At 41.4% G+C, this 18,352-nt stretch carries 16 protein-coding genes and 1 pseudogene; 10 read left to right on the forward strand and 7 right to left on the reverse strand.

What is annotated here, in order from left to right:
• Positions 1-63 precede the first annotated feature (63 nt).
• Positions 64-924 (reverse strand): hypothetical protein, encoded by an 861-nt coding sequence (locus QLH32_RS00270; protein WP_283267514.1) that lies wholly within the window; start codon positions 922-924, stop codon positions 64-66.
• 408 nt (positions 925-1,332) lie between these two features.
• Here QLH32_RS00270 and QLH32_RS00275 point away from each other — a divergent pair, with 408 nt between their 5' ends.
• Positions 1,333-1,917 (forward strand): TetR/AcrR family transcriptional regulator, encoded by a 585-nt coding sequence (locus QLH32_RS00275; protein WP_283267516.1) that lies wholly within the window; start codon positions 1,333-1,335, stop codon positions 1,915-1,917.
• Positions 1,918-2,153: 236 nt separating this feature from the next.
• Here QLH32_RS00275 and QLH32_RS00280 read toward each other — a convergent pair whose 3' ends face one another.
• From QLH32_RS00280 to QLH32_RS00290, 3 genes and pseudogenes are all read right to left on the reverse strand, one after another.
• On the reverse strand, positions 2,154-2,852 hold the full coding sequence (locus QLH32_RS00280; protein WP_283267517.1) for a DUF1826 domain-containing protein: 699 nt from the start codon (positions 2,850-2,852) through the stop codon (positions 2,154-2,156).
• Positions 2,853-3,185: 333 nt separating this feature from the next.
• The gene (locus QLH32_RS00285) at positions 3,186-3,617 is read right to left on the reverse strand and encodes an SRPBCC family protein (protein WP_283267519.1); all 432 of its coding nucleotides are present in this window, start codon (positions 3,615-3,617) and stop codon (positions 3,186-3,188) included.
• A 110-nt stretch (positions 3,618-3,727) separates the two neighbouring features.
• Positions 3,728-3,826, reverse strand: a pseudogene (locus tag QLH32_RS00290) (epoxyqueuosine reductase QueH); the annotation flags it as partial.
• A 216-nt stretch (positions 3,827-4,042) separates the two neighbouring features.
• Between QLH32_RS00290 and QLH32_RS00295 the strand changes: the two are divergent.
• The 4 genes from QLH32_RS00295 to QLH32_RS00310 all read left to right on the forward strand — a co-directional run bounded on the left by QLH32_RS00295 (position 4,043) and on the right by QLH32_RS00310 (position 7,534).
• Positions 4,043-5,035, forward strand: coding sequence for a DUF1852 domain-containing protein (locus tag QLH32_RS00295; protein ID WP_283267520.1), 993 nt, complete (start codon positions 4,043-4,045; stop codon positions 5,033-5,035).
• Positions 5,036-5,066: 31 nt separating this feature from the next.
• Positions 5,067-6,101, forward strand: coding sequence for a methionine synthase (locus tag QLH32_RS00300; protein WP_283267521.1), 1,035 nt, complete (start codon positions 5,067-5,069; stop codon positions 6,099-6,101).
• 84 nt (positions 6,102-6,185) lie between these two features.
• Positions 6,186-6,692, forward strand: a complete 507-nt coding sequence (locus tag QLH32_RS00305; protein WP_279960721.1) for a flavin reductase family protein — start codon at positions 6,186-6,188, stop codon at positions 6,690-6,692.
• A 41-nt stretch (positions 6,693-6,733) separates the two neighbouring features.
• Positions 6,734-7,534, forward strand: coding sequence for a sulfite exporter TauE/SafE family protein (locus QLH32_RS00310; RefSeq protein ID WP_283267524.1), 801 nt, complete (start codon positions 6,734-6,736; stop codon positions 7,532-7,534).
• 140 nt (positions 7,535-7,674) lie between these two features.
• Here QLH32_RS00310 and QLH32_RS00315 read toward each other — a convergent pair whose 3' ends face one another.
• From QLH32_RS00315 to QLH32_RS00325, 3 genes are all read right to left on the reverse strand, one after another.
• Positions 7,675-8,694, reverse strand: a complete 1,020-nt coding sequence (locus tag QLH32_RS00315) for an MBL fold metallo-hydrolase (RefSeq protein WP_283269378.1) — start codon at positions 8,692-8,694, stop codon at positions 7,675-7,677.
• Between the two features lie 172 nt (positions 8,695-8,866).
• Positions 8,867-9,439 carry a TetR/AcrR family transcriptional regulator gene (locus QLH32_RS00320; protein WP_283267525.1) on the reverse strand — a complete coding sequence of 191 codons (573 nt, stop codon included), beginning with the start codon at positions 9,437-9,439 and terminating at the stop codon, positions 8,867-8,869.
• A gap of 115 nt (positions 9,440-9,554) precedes the next feature.
• On the reverse strand, positions 9,555-10,217 hold the full coding sequence (locus tag QLH32_RS00325; protein WP_283267527.1) for a TetR/AcrR family transcriptional regulator: 663 nt from the start codon (positions 10,215-10,217) through the stop codon (positions 9,555-9,557).
• A gap of 183 nt (positions 10,218-10,400) precedes the next feature.
• Between QLH32_RS00325 and QLH32_RS00330 the strand changes: the two genes are divergently transcribed.
• The 5 genes from QLH32_RS00330 (at position 10,401) to QLH32_RS00350 (ending at position 18,290) form a co-directional block, all read left to right on the forward strand.
• Positions 10,401-11,579, forward strand: a complete 1,179-nt coding sequence (locus QLH32_RS00330) for an acyl-CoA dehydrogenase family protein (protein WP_283269380.1) — start codon at positions 10,401-10,403, stop codon at positions 11,577-11,579.
• A gap of 39 nt (positions 11,580-11,618) precedes the next feature.
• Positions 11,619-14,636, forward strand: coding sequence for a peroxisomal multifunctional enzyme type 2 (locus QLH32_RS00335; protein ID WP_283267528.1), 3,018 nt, complete (start codon positions 11,619-11,621; stop codon positions 14,634-14,636).
• Positions 14,637-14,648: 12 nt separating this feature from the next.
• Complete coding sequence (locus QLH32_RS00340; RefSeq protein ID WP_283267529.1) at positions 14,649-15,830, forward strand: lipid-transfer protein; 1,182 nt, start codon at positions 14,649-14,651, stop codon at positions 15,828-15,830.
• Between the two features lie 75 nt (positions 15,831-15,905).
• Positions 15,906-16,760, forward strand: a complete 855-nt coding sequence (locus QLH32_RS00345; protein WP_283267530.1) for a metal-dependent hydrolase — start codon at positions 15,906-15,908, stop codon at positions 16,758-16,760.
• 609 nt (positions 16,761-17,369) lie between these two features.
• A complete protein-coding gene (locus tag QLH32_RS00350; protein WP_283267531.1) occupies positions 17,370-18,290 on the forward strand; it encodes a LysR substrate-binding domain-containing protein in 921 nt (306 codons plus the stop codon).
• The last annotated feature ends 62 nt before the right edge of the window (positions 18,291-18,352 follow it).

The following is an 18,352-nucleotide window of genomic DNA, read 5'->3' on the forward strand; positions in this document are numbered from 1 at the left end:
TCAGTTCAGGCTTTGAATTAAAAAACGTCCCATTATGTCTTAAGCACATTGGGACGTATTAAGTTAGGCTAATTTTTGATATGGTTCATATTGAAGATCCGCAATTTGCTTATCCCAGAATTGTTGCCATAAATCACAATATTCAAAACTTATTTTAGCAATCAGTTCATAGTCATTTTCAGTACATGCCTGAGCCAGAACGAACCACAAGTCATCTTCATGATCATCATCTGCTGCTTCAGCAGTTTCATCATGAGAAACCCCATGAACATAGTAATAGCCACTATCCACATCAAAGCCAACAGCATGTGTTGCCTGACGTAAAGCTGGACTAAACAAAATAACCTCTTCCTCTGCCACGGCTAGAAGTGCTGCAACAGCCTTGTAATCACTAAATGAATTTTCTAGATATGTTCGTACTTTCTCTGCAATTAAGGATGGCTGGTAGGTATTACGCTCAGTTTCACTAATTCCAAAGTCATTTAACACATCTTCAAACAAAGGATAGTGAGCGTATTCAGGGTTGCCTGAATAATAACCATCCTGATCCAAACCAGGGCGGAAACCAAACTCATCCAGAATGTTTAACGTCAACAGGAAACGGGGAAACATTTTGGAACCAGATTCAAGACGGGGTTCAAGCTGTCTGGTCTGGAATTGTGCCATGAGTAGGGCATCAGTAAACACCTGCACAATGGCATGGCGATATTCCAAATGAATCTTCTGTAATGATTCCTTATCAATCACGCCATCATTGAGCATTTGAATTGCAGGATGCCTAGACACGGGATGACTGGAAATATCAGCTCTTAGCTTATTTAAAAAGGCGATGTTTTTTTCCCAGACTTCAGTCGAAATACTGCTTTTCATTCCGTCTAAAGCATTTTTTCTTGGGTCATTAAAGTTTTCGAATTTTATTGCCATGATATATATCCTTTTAATTTATATTATTGCTATATCCTGATTGCTTCTAGATTGGCTTTTATTTGCATCTTGCTATAACCAGAAGCTAATTTTTTTGGATTGATAGAATATAAAATCTTTTTTTGCTTAAATCAATTTTTTAATAGTACTAAATAAATTTAATTTTAATTTAAACGTGGTTAATATTTATGTGTAGTTTGATTTAATAATTAATTTAATTTAAATTTTTGTTAAATTAATTTTAACAGTTATGTTTTCTACTTAAGTATCAAGATATTTTATAGTAGTTGTTTTGTTGCATGAGTTGAATTAGCATGGAGTGAATATGGAAACATAAAAAAATATGGCTGCCAGACTCGTTCCAGCTCTGCCATAAAAATATATTAGAAATTTTAAAGGAAAATAAAGATGTCAAAAAAAGAAGATATTATTAAAACGGCTTTAAATCTATTCAATCTTCATAGTTATGGTTCCGTTGGGGTGGATCGAATCATTCTTGAGTCTGGTGTGGCAAAAATGACTTTCTATAAATATTTTCCGTCCAAGGAAAAACTGATAGAGGTTTGTTTAGAAAGAAGAAATGAGAATATCCAAGCTGAGATCCTAGCGACTTTAGACAAAAAAAGAGAGGATGACTACTTAGGTAGAATCAAGGCCATTTATTTATGGTATCTAGACTGGTTTAAGTCGGATGACTTTAATGGCTGCATGTTCCAAAAAGCAACGGTTGAAATCTTAAAGCAATATCCCTCTGTGGCCCGTCCTATAGAGGAATATCGCCAATGGCTGAGCCAGCTTTCAGAAGATTTATTTACTAAGGTTAAGGTAGCTGAACCCCATGTTTTAGCTTCAATGTTTATTAATATTTTAGATGGAATGACGGTTTATGCTAAAATGAGTCAGGACTATCTACAAATAGAACAGTCATGGAGTTATATAGAAAGACTAGTAATAATGGATCAATCTAATAATGTTTTACCTGAAGCGAGTTAGAGTAGGATGTTGGTTTTATTCTAGGAGTGGTTTAATGATGGTGGTAGGATGCTATATGTAAATAATGGTATCTATTTTAAAATTCAATAGGGATAATGTATATGAAAATTAATTATTTTTAGTGGTTTAAACTATTAAATACTGACCACTCATATTGCCATTTTAGTTTATAGGATAGGCAATAAGATTGTAATCATTGAGTCAAGCAGTTTAACTTCTATATATCGAACAAATATTTAGCAAATTAATAATAGCCTTAGTTCATCCTCCTTTTCAGTAGGAGCTCTATGAACACAGGGCAAGACTTTTTGCGTTGGATGATCTACTGCCAGACGCCAAAGATGCCCTGAGCCTAAATTTATGGAGTGTGCATTGGCTTTAGGTTGATAATGCAAATCAAAAAAATAGTCTTCCAGAAAATTTTCAAATTCAGCCTCTGGACCATCATGTAATTTTTTGAGTTTTCCCCTGATTTCTGGAATCAAAATTTTCTGTTCAACCTGATCATTGGGCAGGATTTCACTTGCAGAACCATGATAGGTACATAGAAAAGTATCCGTTTCGATAGGTGAGCGATCAACATGGTAGGAATAGACATCTGTTGAAATGAAATCGAGCTCTTCGTCGCGTTCATAATTTTTAATTAAGTTAAGAGATGGGGATGCTCCAAAATCAGCTAATAGCTGTATATCCTCCAAGATAATTTTTCTTGCCAAATCGCCTTTTTCTGAAAGTTGCAGTGCTAAAAGATCTTTAACGGAGACTTCTGTGATGCTTTCTTTTAACTCAAGTTTGGCCACAATCTCCGTAAAGTCGCCAACCAAATTTCTATACCAGCAAATGGCATTCATATCTCCTTGAAAATTTCTGTTTATAAGTTCAGAAAAAGTAGAAACCACACCAATTTGATTACTATTAGAAAATTTACTCTTCATATCAGGGTCAAACTATAGATCGCACCTCATTATATACCTGGCTTTATAGAAATATTGTGTTTCGATCTAAAATGGTTTTAATTATGACAGTTCAAATTATAAGATCTGATTGCTTTAGCCAAGTAAATCAATCAAAGAACAAGGCAATAGGGCTTTCAGGAGGCTTTGGATTATTAGTCCGCGCAGCAATGCAGTACCAGTTTTAAGGTGTGATAGGAAAGGGGTTTAGCTATTCAGTAAATGTTGCAATAGTCAGCCTAGGCATTGAATTAAAAAATATTCTTTAAAAGAAACAGGGACTAAGCTTATTAACCCCTGTTTAATTAAAATCATTTAAATCTTGAGTTTTTTTAACCCACGACTTACACCATTTTGCAGAGCTGCTTTAACGATTGGCCCAATAAAAGGAAGTCTACCCTTGAACGTAATAGTGTAGTCTAAACGGGTACGGTTATTTCCCAAATCAGTAAACTTCATCACACCTCGGTGGTTTTTTATCGGTGTAATACCGCTGGTAATGGCGTACTCAATCAGTTCATTTTCTTGATAGACCAGATTGGTCTCAACAAATGATGGTGACAGTGGAATTGACATTTTACGGGCAGAGCCGACACCATTACGTGTATCCTCGCCATTCGCTATACGGGTAACTTTAGCTGGCGTAAAGATTTTGCTTAGGTTTTCGTGTTCACTCAAGATGGCAAAGACCTTTTCTACAGGTGCATTAAATTCTTGTATGATTTTGACTTGTTGTGTTTTTAACATTGAGCATTCCCTCTGAATAAACTTGACATGGATAATTGTCAGATTGATGATGTTAGCACCCTTTAATTTTTTAGGGAATTGTAGTCTGTCGGAGTTTTTCTCAATTAGGTTTATTCATCATCCATTGCATTGCTATAAAACTTCACACTAATCTTAATGCGGTCACGACCATTGTTCATGCGCCATCGATTGGTATCGCTGAGTGAATATCTTAGTAATTTGGATCAGTCCAAAAGATGAATAAGCTGATATTTTCTCAGCCTAAGATGAAGTCTTTTCATTTTCCGATGCTGAACACCACAGAATACGTCATCATGAATTTTATTCACTTTTTTGTGAAATTAACTCGTTTTTATTCATGTGATGCTTTCGGTATAAATCACATCATTCAAGTTTTATCGTAGAATTTAGAGTGGTGAATCACAATGAGCAAAGCGTTTACATTTACGATTAAGCGTATTCGTTTCGATGAAAACTATCGTCCCTCAGACAATACACGTATCACAACCAACTTTGCGAATTTAGCCAGAGGCGAGCGTCGTGAGGAGAACTTGCGCAACACGCTGAAAATGATTGACAATCGTTTCAATGCCTTGGCACATTGGGATAATTCTAAAGCAGACCGTTATTCCGTTGAGCTTGACATCATCTCGGTTGATATTGATGTGGAAGGCAATGGTGAGACTTTCCCGACCATTGAAATATTGAAAACCAATATTGTCGATCATAAAACCAATAAACGTATTGAAGGCATTGTTGGCAACAATTTTTCTTCTTATGTACGCGATTATGACTTTAGTGTCTTACTGCCAGAACATAACAAGGATCAAGCCAAGTTTAGCCTGCCAGAAAACTATGGCGAGCTTCATGGGAAAATCTTTAAGTCTTTTTTAAATTCAAAATCTTATAAAGATAATTTCAGTAAATCACCTGTGATCTGTCTGAGTGTTTCAACCACCAAGACTTATCATCGCACTGCCAATCAACATCCTGTACTTGGTGTGGAATATCAGCAGGATGATTATTCCTTAACCGATGAGTATTTTGCAAAAATGGGCTTAAAGGTTCGCTATTTCATGCCACCAAACAGTGTTGCACCTTTGGCATTTTATCATCATGGTGATTTGTTGAGTGACTACACTTACCTTGAATTGATTGGCACGATTAGCACCATGGAAACTTTCCAGAAGATTTATCGCCCTGAAATTTACAATGCCAATTCGGTGGCAGCGCAATGCTATCAACCAAGTTTGAACTATCAGGATTTTTCACTGACTCAAATTGTCTATGATCGTGAAGAACGTAGCCGACTGGCGATTGAGCAAGGCAAATGGACTGAAGAACATTTTATCAAGCCATACCAAAATATTCTTGAGCAATGGGCTGCGAGCTACACCGATAAAACTGAAGCCGCTTAAATTCACCAATTTATAGAAAAGATGATTGATCATGACGAAAATATTATTACCGACTTCAACTGCGGGTAGCTTGCCGAAGCCATCTTGGATTGCAGAACCTGAGAAACTTTGGTCGCCTTGGAAATTAGAGGGCGATGACCTGATTCAAGGCAAACGTGATGCGTTGCTGGTATCCTTGCAGGAACAACTCCATGCAGGCATTGATATTGTCAGTGATGGTGAGCAGACCCGCCAGCATTTTGTCACCACCTTTATTGAACATCTGCATGGCGTTGATTTTGAAAAACGTGAAACGGTCAGAATCCGCAATCGTTATGATGCCAGTGTCCCGACTGTATTTGATGCGGTTTCTCGTCAAAAGCCAGTTTTCGTGGAAGATGCCAAGTTTTTACGTCAGCACACCACACAACCAATTAAATGGGCATTGCCAGGTCCAATGACCATGATTGATACGCTGTATGATGCGCATTATAAAAGCCGTGAAAAACTAGCTTGGGAATTTGCCAAAATCCTCAATGAAGAAGCCAAAGAGTTAGAAGCGGCAGGTGTGGATATTATCCAGTTTGATGAGCCTGCATTTAATGTGTTCTTTGATGAAGTGAATGACTGGGGTGTTACCACTTTAGAACGGGCCATTGAAGGACTGAAATGTGAAACGGCTGTGCATATTTGCTACGGCTACGGCATCAAGGCCAATACTGACTGGAAAAAGACGCTCGGTTCAGAATGGCGACAATATGAAGAAGCTTTTCCAAAGCTGCAACAGTCTAAAATTGATATTGTTTCACTGGAATGTCATAACTCACGTGTACCAATGGATTTGATTGAACTGATTCGTGGTAAAAAAGTCATGGTTGGTGCGATTGACGTGGCAATCAACACCATTGAAACACCTGAAGAAGTTGCAGATACCTTGCGTAAGGCACTGCAATTTGTGGATGCGGATAAACTTTATCCATCTACTAACTGTGGTATGACTCCATTATCTCGTGATGTTGCTAGAGGCAAGTTACATGCGTTAAGCGCAGGTGCGGAAATCGTCCGTAAAGAAATCTTGGGCAAATAATTGAGCATTGAAAGCATAATGTAAAAGTGACCTGTTTAATGGGTGTTTAGGATTAAACAGGTTATTTTTATTGGGAATAAAATGATGATTGAAGCAATAGACTTTAGAAATGCAATGTCGTTGTTAAGCAGTGCGGTCAATGTGGTGACCACAGCAGGGGCATCAGGTCGTTATGGCTTTACAGCATCTGCAGTGTGTGGTGTGTCGGATAGTCCTGCGACTTTATTGGTGTGTATGAATAGAGCTGCGAGTTCGCATATTCATTTTATCGAAAATAAAATCCTAAGTGTCAATGTGTTGGCTGAACATCAGCAACATCTTTCTAATGCATTTTCCTCTAAAATCAGTCCAGAAGAGCGCTTTAAACAAGCCATTTGGACAGAACTGGAAACAGGTTCACCGATTTTAACAGATGCTTTAGTTAGCTTTGATTGTGAGATTGAGCAAATTCAGGAAGTGGGCACACATAGTATTTTTATCTGCCGTATTGTTGCAATTCAACAAAGTCAGCAAGAACAAGGCTTGGTTCATTTTAATCGTGCTTATTATCATGTCGGGCATCATGTGTCAGGCAAAACTCGTTCAATCTAACGCTGTATTTAACCTCCAATTTTTAAGCAAGTATCTCTATCGTGGAATTAATCATTTTTTTTGCAATCGGCGCATTGGCTGGATTTGCCGCTGGGCTGTTTGGTGTGGGTGGTGGAACAATTATTGTTCCGATTCTATATATCGTGTTTACCCAAATGGGTTATGACCCTGAAGTGATCATGCACTTGGCTTTAGGGACATCGTTGGCAACCATTATCGTCACCTCGATCAGTTCATTGATGGCACACAATAAAAATGGTGCGGTCATCTGGTCAGTCTTTAAAAATCTAACGCCTGGCATGGCGGTTGGATCTTTTTTTGGAGCGGGGATTGCAGGATTATTGTCTGGCGCACATTTGCAACTGATCATTGGCATTTTTGTGATCTGGGTTGCCTATACCATGTTTATGGGGGCAAAAAAGGTCATTGATCAGACGAAACAGCTTCCATCCACTCCTAAACAAGTTGTTGCAGGGACAGGAATTGGTGTGGCTTCTGCAATTTTTGGGATTGGAGGAGGCAGTTTAACTGTACCTTATCTCAATCATTATGGCGTAGTGATGCAGAAAGCGGTGGGGACATCAGCCGCATGTGGTTTACCGATTGCTATCGCTGGCGCTTTGGGATTCATGTTTTTTGGAATGAAAGAGCATATCAATGTGCCGAATAGTATTGGCTATGTGCATATTTATGCGTTCTTGGGCATTAGTATCATGAGTTTCTTTACCGCAAAGCTGGGTGCAAAAGCGGCACATGCCTTATCACCAGCCGTGTTGAAAAAATGTTTTGCTGTCATGTTGTGTATCGTGGGGTGTTTCTTCATTTTTAAGGGATTACATTGAGATAGAGGGAGGTTGATTTCCTCTGATGAAAAGTCCACTCAGTAATCTGCACCCTTTAAATCTAATTTAAAGGGTGATTTGCTATGGCTAAATATTCCCATAATTTTTGATACATTCGATGAATAAACTCACCGTCGTATTTATTCCCGCCACCAGCGTGTGTTTGCCTGTGGGGCTTCAAGATTCAGCATTTCGCCCATTTGTGGTGTACACACGACCACATCTTGATGCTCAGCCAATGCCACAATGCGTTCAAATGGATCATCCCAGACATGCAGTGCCAGATCAAAAGTTCCATTATGTATAGGCAAAAGATTTTTGCCTTTTAAGTCCAGATGGGCTTGTAGAGTTTGTTCAGGGTGCATGTGGACATCAGGCCAATCCTGACCATAAGCCCCTGTTTCAATCAACGTCATATCAAAAGGACCATAGTGTTCCCCAATTTCTTTAAAGCCATTAAAGTAGCCTGTGTCTCCACTAAAGAATATACGCAGGTCATTATCAATAATGACCCATGATGCCCATAAGGTGGCATTGCTATCAGATATGCCACGACCTGAGAAATGATGTGCGGGTGTCGCAACTAAATGTAGGCCGTGAATGTGGGTGTCTTGCCACCAGTCCAGTTGCTGGACTTTGTCCGCAGGTACGCCCCATTTGATCAAGGTATCTCCAACACCAAGCGGGGTGATGAAGTGTTCCACCTTATCCATCAGTTGCATGATTGCATCATGGTCAAGATGATCATAATGGTTATGCGACAAGATTACCCCTTTGATGGGTGGTAGCTCGGCAATGTTGATTGGTGGTAGGTGAAAGCGTTTTGGCCCGATCCATTGAAAGGGTGAGGCACGTTTGGAAAATACGGGATCTGTCAGCCAAAATTCACCACGCAACTTTAATAACATAGTTGAATGTCCAAGCCGAAACAGGGAGCGATCAGGTGCGGCAAGTAATTGCTGCTGTGTGAGGGTTATTACAGGAATGGGCTTATTGGGTACAGTGCCAGCAGGTTTATTAAATGCAAAGCGCCACATAAGTTGCAGGGTTTTCCACAAAGTCGTTTTATGTAGGTTGGGGCTTAGATTCCAGAAGCGTCCATTACGTTTTTGAGAGGATAGTGGAGGTTTATTAATACCCTCTATGTTTTTATAGATCATATTCATCATATTTTACCTTTAACGGGATTGGGGTGGTTGATTTATAAAACTCATCACAGTAGGCAAAAGAGTAAACAGGATGAGATAAATCAGTGATTAATTAAATGAGTAATTAATCACTCATTAATTGGGTTTTAAAAATAAAGACATATGTCTTTATTTAAAGAGATAACTACATTATTGCTACGGCATGCCAAAATGCTTCAAAACCTGACTCACGATAGCTTTCAGCAGACATTGGGTCTTGCACCATAAAATTTATACTCACTTCAGCCATTGCGCCAAATATTGAACCGATAAAAAGCGGGGGATAGTCACGTAAACATCCCTTATCAACTTGATTCTGGATGGATTGGGTTAAGTCGCAAAACGATTGCATCCCAATTTGTTTGCTTTGTTCAGTAATTTGTTCAGATGTTGACAGTTGTGCCATAACCTTACGTTTCTGGGGAGCACTGATTCCCCAGTTCAAATAGCTTTGCCAGACATGGTGCATTTGTGCTTTAAGATCGGTATCTGTAGGGTAACCCAACATCATGACGTGGCGTAGCTCAGCTTTTAAAGAAAGATAAAGCTGATTCAGCAGTTCTTCCTTACTGTTAAAATAGGTAAACAAGGTGCCCTCTGCAACACCTGCAAGCTTGGCGATCTTTGATGTTGGGGCACGTTCGCCCATCTCAGCGAGCACTTCAACAGCCGCATTTAAGATAGCATCACGTTTATCATTACTGCGAGGGCGAGCCATAATTTAAAAACATAAATGAGTGATTGATCAATCATAGCTGAAATTAGATAAAGATCAAGAATATTTTGTAAGGATATTTGGGTTGAGGGGGTAATATAATATTTATATTTCCTATTCAATCCCAGTATTTAGGTTTTGGCGGAGGTGTGGTCACGTCCGATTTGGTATAAAGATGATGGGATAACAATGAGCTCCATAACTTAATATAGCGGTTAAAGAACTCAGTTGTTTTGGCTGTATGGGAAGTAATGTGCATATCTTCAACCATGCCGCGTAAAACCCATTGTGTTAAAATAATCAGGTCTCCGACATTATCTATGTCAGATTTTGAGGCCAGATAATGTTCTGCCGCATCTCTGGTGGTTTTGTAGGAAATAATCCATAAATGCTGTAACTTTGCAGCAAGTTCAGGTTCATGTCTGCTGGCAACCAATAATTCCAGTAATGCAGAAGCTTCAGGAGTTTTTAACAAACTTGCCCCCGCCATAATCAGACTTTCAAGGCGATCTTCCGAGTTCTCCATTTTTTTGATGATTTTACCCAAAGAAATATAGATTTTTTTGATCAACTGTTCCGCAGTTGCCTCCATCAATGCCGCTTTGGAGGGAAAATGATGAATGGGTGCGCCTCTTGAAACTTTAGCGGTACTAATGATTTTACTAATCGTGGTGCCCGTATAGCCATCATTGACCAAACATTCTAGCGTTGCCTCAATTAAGCGTTCTCGCATGGCTTCACTACGTTCATGCTGGGTAAGTCTGGGAGCGGTTGATTTCACTGGGTTACACATTTTCAATTGGTTTTTTCGACTATAGCAAATGAATAAATAGCCTGACAATATTGGCTTGACGACTTTAATATAGCATGTTAAAAACATACCGTACGTACGTATTGTAAATAAAAAGAAAGGCGTACCATTATTCTTTTAAATGATCTATGGAACTGAACAAAAATGAATACCATGTTGAATGCCGTGCATGTACCTGAACCGCTTAGCCCAATGATTCCCCGTACCTTATTTAGTGCGGAGCATGAGGCTTTCCGCACTACAGCCCGTCGTTTCTTTGAAACCGAAATTGCGCCATTCCATGAAAAATGGGCAGAGCAGCAACATATTGATCGACAACTCTGGAATCGGGCAGGTGAACTGGGTTTATTGTGCTGCACCATGCCAGAACAATATGGTGGTTCAGGGGTTGACCGTCTTTATTCGATGATCTTGATTGAGGAACAGGCACGGGTGGGTGATTCTGCATCTGGTTTTGCACTACATTCTGACATTGTGGCGAACTACATCAATAATTTTGGCAATGAAGAACAAAAACAGGCTTGGTTGCCGAAGATGGCAACTGGTGAAGTGGTTACAGCAATTGCCATGACTGAACCAGGAACTGGATCAGATTTACAGGCCATTCGTACGACTGCAATTGAAGATGGCGATGATTATATTGTCAATGGTTCCAAAATCTTTATTACCAATGGCTATCTGTGTGATATGGCTGTAGTCGCGGTTAAAACAGGAACCAGCGAGAGTGGTGCGCAAAATGTCTCTCTCATGATTATTGAGGCAGACCGTGAGGGATTTAGTAAAGGTAAGCCACTTAAAAAGGTGGGTATGCACGGTCAGGATACCTGTGAACTGTTCTTTAATGATATGCGTGTACCAAAGTCCAATTTGCTAGGTGTGGAGGGCATGGGCTTCTTTATGCTGATGAAAGAGTTGGCATGGGAACGCATGATGATTGGCATTATCTGTGCGGCAAGTGCAGAGGGGGCATTGGCAAGCACGGTTGAATATGTGAAATCCCGTAAAGCCTTTGGTAAATCTGTTGCGACTTTCCAAAACACCCGTTTCAAACTAGCGGAACTCCGTTCAGAAACACAGATTGCCCGTGTATTTGTAGATCGCTGTATGGAACAGATTTTAAAAAATGAATTATCGGTAGAAGCTGCCTGTGCCGCCAAATATTGGGTATCCGATTTAGCCAGCAAGGTTGTGGATGAGTGCGTGCAGTTGCATGGTGGTTATGGCTATATGCTGGAATATCCAATTGCCCGTGCCTATCTGGATATCCGTCCGAACCGAATTTATGGTGGCACCAATGAAATCATGAAAGAGTTGATTTCACGCACCATTTAAAACATGAATTGATTTAAAAATATAGGAAGAAAAATAACAATGTCGGAATTACGTTTTGATGGACGAGTGGCAATTGTCACAGGTGCGGGTGGTGGTTTAGGGCGACAACATGCGCTGACACTGGCAGCACGAGGCTGTAAGGTGGTGGTCAATGATTTGGGCGGTAGCGCTCATGGAGCTGGTCATTCCTCATTGGCTGCGGATCAGGTGGTGGAGGAAATCCGTGCGATGGGCGGTGAAGCGGTTGCCAATTACGATTCCGTGGAAAATGGCGAGGCAATCGTACAAACTGCCCTCGACCATTTTGGCACCGTGGATATTGTCATCAATAATGCGGGGATTCTGCGTGATGTCAGTTTTGCCAAAATGACTGAGCAGGACTGGGATTTAGTCATGCGGGTACATCTCAACGGCAGTAAAAGTGTTTCCCATGCTGCTTGGCCCATCATGCGTGAAAAAGGCTATGGTCGAATTATCATGACCACGTCTGCGGCAGGTATCTACGGCAATTTTGGTCAGGCCAATTATTGTGCGGCTAAACTGGGAATTTTAGGTCTAGCCAACTGTCTGGCAGAAGAGGGCCGCAGTAAAAATATTTTCGTCAATACCATTGCACCTTTGGCAGCATCACGTTTGACTGAAACGGTGATGCCTCCTGAGTTACTGGCATTGCTGAAACCCGAAGCGGTCAGTCCTCTGGTGGCATGGTTATGCCATGAAAACTGTAAAGAGACTAAAGGATTGTTTGAAGTCGGTGCAGGCTTTATCGCCAAATTACGCTGGGAACGTACGCTGGGTCATTCGTTTCCCAATAATCGTGAATTTAATATAGATGACGTGGTGGCACGCTGGAATAAAATCACTGACTTTAATGAATCAACCCATCCAGACAGCACCACCGAATCCTTTACCCCAATTTTAGATGGGATCAACCACCCAAGTTTGGGCGGTAATGAATTTATTGATTTGGATGAGGCAGCTAAGGCGGAACTGGTGCTGGAGTCATCTTACGATGAAAGGGACCTGTCCCTGTATGCACTGGGAATTGGTGCAGCACGTGATCCACTGGACAAGTCCGAGTTGAAATATGTGTATGAACTGGGTGAGTTTGCGGCCATTCCAACCTATGGTGCGATGCCACAACTGAATGCCATGCTGGCTGCTGCCAAAACAGGAATCTTTAGTTTACCTGGCATGAACTTTGGTTTTGATCGCCTGCTGCATGGTGAGCAGTATATGGAGATCAAGCGTCCATTACCTCCACATGCCAAATTGCGCCACGTATTCAGGTTTAAGGAAGCATTTGATAAAGCACCAAATGCTGTAGTCACTTTTGCGATTTCCACTCAGGATGAGTCGGGTGAGGAAATTGCCTACAACGAAATGACTTCATTTGTACGAGGTGCAGGTGGGTGGGGCGGTGACCGTGGTCCATCAGGGGAGGTGAATACACCACCAGACCGTGAACCAGATGTGATTATTGAAGAAAAAACTGATGCCAACCAGACCTTGTTGTATCGCCTGTCAGGGGACTGGAATCCGCTGCATGCCGATCCTGACTTTGCAAAAGCTTTCGGTTTTGAAAAACCGATCCTGCATGGCATGTGTACTTTCGGCTATTGTGGCCGTCATGTGATCAAGGCGTTTTGTAATAATGATGAGCGTTATTTCAAGAGCATCAAGGTACGTTTTGCCAAGAGTGTATTTCCTGGTGATACGCTGGTCACTAAAATGTGGAAAGAGTCGGATAACCGCATTATCTTTGAAACCAGTGTCAAAGAACGCAATGAGGTTGTGATTAAGAATGCTGTGGTTGAACTGTATTCCGAGATTCCAAAAGCGGCAGCGAAGCCAAAAGTGGTGAATCAACAGACCGAAGTGGTTAGCCAAAGCACTGAACCAGACCGTTTAATTGCCAGTGATGTGTTTAAAGTGGTTGCAGATTATGTGGCGCAACATCCTGAACTGGTGGATAAAACCAAAACAGTATTTCTGTTTAAGCTGAAAAATCCTGAATCCGTGTGGACGCTGGACCTGAAAAATGGAAAGGGTGGATGCCAAAAAGGTGAAACTGAAAAAGCTGACGTGACACTGGAAATGAACGAGGAGCATCTGGAAACCGTGGTCACCAGTTCATTGGCTGATGTGCAAAAACTGTTTTTTGGTGGTCAGTTAAAAATTGGCGGTAATGTCATGGCTTCCAATAAACTGACTGTGCTACAGGACATCAATGCAGCACGTTATCAGGAAGTGAAACAGCAACGTCTTGCCAGTGCAGGTGCTACTACAACATCGAATGAACAAGCTGAAACTGCCCAAAATACTGAAATTACATTGGCTGATGTCTTTAACGCTGTGAATGACTATCTCAATGAAAAAGGTGATTTGGCAGAAAAAACCAAAACCACTTTCCAGTTCCATATCCATAACCCAGATTCAAACTGGTTTATTGACCTGAAAAATGGCAAAGGTGGTGCAGGGGCAGGCGATATTGATAAACCTGACGTGACTTTGGATATGGATGAGCAACATATTCCAACCGTGTTTGGTGGTTCACTGGCTGATGTGCAAAAACTGTTCTTTGGCGGTCAGCTCAAGATTGCGGGCAATGTCATGGCATCAAATAAATTGACCATGCTACAGGACATGGGACAGCAGCGTGTTGAGGCAGCACGGGATAAGCGTATTGCTTCAGGCACAGTTTCTCAGGCAATAACAGCGAATAGCCCAGAACCTAAAAAACCGATGGATGCAAATGCTGTACTGATTTTTGCAGCATTACAAAAGCAAATTGAACAGATTCCAGTCAAGACAGGACGCATTCAATTTAATATCACTGAACCCACAGCACAATGGACGGTTGATTTTGCACAGGCCACTGTCATGCAAGGTGAGGCTGACCAAGCCGATGTAACTTTTAGTCTAAGTGATAGCCATTTACTTGAGATTGTACAAGGTAAACGAGATAGCCGTGACCTGTATCAGCATGGTGAGTTACGTGTCGATGGTGACATTAAGCTGACCCAGCAACTACAAAACCTGATTGGCTTAATTTAAAAGGATAACAACATGAAACGTAGTGTAAATGTCATTGGGGTCGGGATGACCAAATTCGCCAAGCCAGGTTCAAGCCCAGAATATTATGAAATGGCGCGTGAAGCGGGACAGCTTGCCCTAAAAGATGCAGGCATCAGCTATAACGAAGTCGAACAGGCCTTTGCAGGCTATGTCTATGGCGACTCAACCTGTGGGCAACGTGCTGTGTATGAGTTGGGACTGACAGGGATTCCTGTGGTTAATGTCAATAACAACTGTTCAACTGGTTCAAGTGCTTTGTTCTTGGCACGTCAGGCGATTGAGGGTGGTTTGGCAGAGTGCGTGATTGCCATTGGCTTTGAAAAAATGGAAAAAGGGGCATTGGGTGCAAAATTCAATGACCGTGAAACTCCGATGGGGCAACATGCTCAGGTAATGCTCGATGTGCAGGGTTTTAATTCTGCTCCGCCAGCCGCACAAATGTTTGGTGGTGCTGGGCGTGAATATCGCTGGTTGCATGGCACCAAAAAGGAAACTTTCGGCAAAATCGCTGAAAAAGCCCGTAAACATGCCAGCAACAATCCGTATGCCTTATTTGGTCAGGTATTGTCACTGGAACAAATCATGGCCTCCGATGAGGTGTTTGATCCATTGACCCGTTTCCAGTGCTGTCCACCGACCTGTGGCGCAGGGGCTGCGATTCTCTGTTCAGATGAATTTGCCAGAAAACATGGGATTAGTAATCCTGTATATATTGCTGCCCAAGCCATGACTACCGATTATGCCAGCAGTTTTGATGAAAAGAGCATGATTAAAATGGTCGGTTATGACATGACCAAAAAAGCTGCTCAGCAGGTCTATGAAATGGCAGGGATTGGGGCAGAAGATGTCGATGTGATTGAGTTGCATGACTGTTTCACTGCCAATGAATTGCTGACTTATGAGGGCTTGGGACTATGTGCCGAGGGTACGGCAGAACAGTTTATCTGGGATGGTGACAATACCTATGGTGGCAAATATGTCACCAACCCATCAGGTGGTTTGCTGTCCAAGGGACATCCGCTTGGTGCAACAGGCTTGGCACAGTGTACCGAACTGGTGTGGCAACTACGCGGTACAGCCGAAAAACGTCAGGTTGAGAATGCCCGAATTGCCTTGCAGCACAATCTGGGCTTGGGCGGAGCATGCGTGGTGACGATGTATCGTCGGGATTAACAGGTTGCAAGGGCGTTTTATATCTCGGATCGAAAGGGATATAAAACGCTGCGCATTGTAGATAAGGATATTGTCATGGGAATATTGCATAAAAAATGGTTGAAAAAAAACGCCTATCCCGTGTTATTGCCGACACGGCGGGACATTCAATTTAACTTGCCAGCCGATAAAATCATGAATTGGCATACGGATGCTGGAGATATCTTTACGGCCTTGCTCAATACCTTTTCGATTGTGCTGCCCGTTGGCGAACGTTTCTTTATTGATGCAGTTCGGGCCCATCGAGAAATGATTACCGACCCTGACCTAAAAAAGGCCGTGACCGCATTTATTGGTCAGGAGGCGATGCATGGACGGGAACATGAAGCCTACAATGCGGCATTGTTTGCCCGTAGTCCGATTGCGCCTAAGTTTGAACAACTGGTCAGTGATATTTTTGTGCTGCTAAAAAAATACCTGCCACCCCATATGTGGCTGAGTGGCACGATAGCACTTGAGCATTTTACCGCTTTACTGGCGGATAGTTTATTAACAGAACCACGCCTTTTTGAGGGGGCTGATCCTGATTTTGAGGCAATTTGGCGTTGGCATGCCCTGGAGGAAACCGAACATAAGGCAGTTGCGTTTGATGTCTGGGATACAGTGAAAGGACGGGGTTTAGTGGCGTATGGTGAGCGTAGTCTAGGCTTGGTGATTGCAACAGTGTTATTTTGGGGATTGGTGATTCCCACTTTTTTGATCATGCTCAAGGATGAAAGAAAACTCACTGATTTAAAAGGCTGGCGTAAATTTTACCGCTATACCTTTGGTGATATTGGTGCGTTGCGGATTCAGTTCATAAATTATACTGATTATTTTCGCCCTAATTTTCATCCTTGGGATCATGACAATCGCAGGTGTCTTGAACAGATCAATAACCTATATAAATAATAAATTTTCAACAAGTCATTAAATGAGGAGAATGCCTAAACATTTTTATGAATGCTTGGGCTATCAAATTATTGGGCAATCCACTTACATGAACGTGGATATCTCCACACTCAGGAAAGCTGCAATAACCATACAGCAAAGGCTTCACTAAAACAGAATTCGTTCAGCCTAAAATAACAACAGGGCAACCAAGATAGCACCGATTACCAGTTTTCAGGTTCATGCAACATTTAATATTTATCCCGCAGTGCCACTTTTGTTCAAAAGACCATATTAGCCATAGTAAATTATTGGTGCCTAAAATAAGACTATTACTGGATTTTTTGGGTACAGCAACTGCCCGATAAATTTTAAGGACAGGTCGAAGTGGAGGTTTCTATAAAATTCACATGAAAAAAACTCATGGGTGATATACTTTTTCTCACTTTTTATTATTTCCTGTTTATGACATTTTATTCAGACTAGGAATACCAACCAGTTTACTTGGATAACATGAACACTGCTGAGGAGCATAGTGAAACTCAATATATGATCTTATTTCATCATTATTTTTTATGAGATTTTGAGTAATTCTTAGATATGGAAGTATGGGACAAATTAGGAGTGTCCATGAGAATCAAACCACTGCCACCCATGAATAGCCTGATTGTATTTGAGGCAGCCGCACGCCACCTCAGCTTTACCCAGGCTGCAAATGAACTCAATGTTACCCAAGGCGCGATTAGTCGCCAGATTCGACAGTTGGAAGAATATTTGGGCAAAGAGCTGTTTGTTAGGGCAAATCGCAACATTTCTTTAACGCCTGCTGGCTTGCAGTATTATCACACGATCTATAGTGCCTTGCTGGACGTGGCTCAAGCGACTGCTGAAATAAAGAAATGGCAAGGTGAACATCAGGTTACTATTGTGACAACCAATGCCATGGCTGCACTTTGGCTGTTACCTAAGGTGGCTACCTTTCAGCAAAATGAAGGAATTGATTTAAGAATATTAACGACAGAGAATATTCTTGATTTGCAAAAAATGGACTGTGATTTGGCCTTATTTTACTGCAAGGTTCCTCCTGTCGGTATGAAAGTTACTCCTTTATTTCCTGAAGAAGTTTTTCCAGTATGCAGTCCAGCTTATCTTGCCCAATTTCAGGAAAAAACGATTGATAATATTTTTGGAAAAAGTCTGCTGTCTCTGGATGAGTCTCAAAAGGATTGGATTAACTGGGCAGAGTGGTTTGCACTGGTGGATTATCCAATCTTTAAACCGAGGAACAGGGTCAATATTAATAATTACCCTTTGTTAATACAGGCTGCCATTAACGGTCAGGGCGTGGCTTTGGCATGGAGTTCTTTGGTTGATGATTATTTACAGAGTGGAGCATTAGTCCGCCCTGTAGAAACGATATTATGTAGTCAGGCAAACTTTTGTATGTTGGAACCATCTGACAGAGGGGTGATTCCTTCAAGCGTAAAACAATTCCGTAGCTGGTTAATGGATCAGTTACCAGGACAGGTGGGGCAAAAAGGTTTGGGATAATTTAAAACATTCATCCATCAAAGGAAATAAAAAACAGGAATCTTTAAGATTCCTGTTTTTGG

The sequence above is a fragment of the Acinetobacter corruptisaponis genome (assembly GCF_030053775.1).
Taxonomy (GTDB): Bacteria; Pseudomonadota; Gammaproteobacteria; order Pseudomonadales; family Moraxellaceae; genus Acinetobacter; species Acinetobacter corruptisaponis.

Excerpts from the sequence above, each read along its gene's own strand:
- QLH32_RS00340 (WP_283267529.1), top strand. The coding sequence starts at position 14,649 with ATGAAACGTAGTGTAAATGTCATTGGGGTCGGGATGACCAAATTCGCC.
- QLH32_RS00315 (WP_283269378.1), bottom strand. The coding sequence starts at position 8,694 with ATGATCTATAAAAACATAGAGGGTATTAATAAACCTCCACTATCCTCT.
- QLH32_RS00320 (WP_283267525.1), bottom strand. The coding sequence starts at position 9,439 with ATGGCTCGCCCTCGCAGTAATGATAAACGTGATGCTATCTTAAATGCG.
- QLH32_RS00305 (WP_279960721.1), top strand. The coding sequence starts at position 6,186 with ATGATTGAAGCAATAGACTTTAGAAATGCAATGTCGTTGTTAAGCAGT.
- QLH32_RS00330 (WP_283269380.1), top strand. The coding sequence starts at position 10,401 with ATGTTGAATGCCGTGCATGTACCTGAACCGCTTAGCCCAATGATTCCC.
- QLH32_RS00345 (WP_283267530.1), top strand. The coding sequence starts at position 15,906 with ATGGGAATATTGCATAAAAAATGGTTGAAAAAAAACGCCTATCCCGTG.
- QLH32_RS00275 (WP_283267516.1), top strand. The coding sequence starts at position 1,333 with ATGTCAAAAAAAGAAGATATTATTAAAACGGCTTTAAATCTATTCAAT.
- QLH32_RS00270 (WP_283267514.1), bottom strand. The coding sequence starts at position 924 with ATGGCAATAAAATTCGAAAACTTTAATGACCCAAGAAAAAATGCTTTA.
- QLH32_RS00285 (WP_283267519.1), bottom strand. The coding sequence starts at position 3,617 with ATGTTAAAAACACAACAAGTCAAAATCATACAAGAATTTAATGCACCT.
- QLH32_RS00350 (WP_283267531.1), top strand. The coding sequence starts at position 17,370 with ATGAGAATCAAACCACTGCCACCCATGAATAGCCTGATTGTATTTGAG.
- QLH32_RS00280 (WP_283267517.1), bottom strand. The coding sequence starts at position 2,852 with ATGAAGAGTAAATTTTCTAATAGTAATCAAATTGGTGTGGTTTCTACT.
- QLH32_RS00300 (WP_283267521.1), top strand. The coding sequence starts at position 5,067 with ATGACGAAAATATTATTACCGACTTCAACTGCGGGTAGCTTGCCGAAG.
- QLH32_RS00335 (WP_283267528.1), top strand. The coding sequence starts at position 11,619 with ATGTCGGAATTACGTTTTGATGGACGAGTGGCAATTGTCACAGGTGCG.
- QLH32_RS00295 (WP_283267520.1), top strand. The coding sequence starts at position 4,043 with ATGAGCAAAGCGTTTACATTTACGATTAAGCGTATTCGTTTCGATGAA.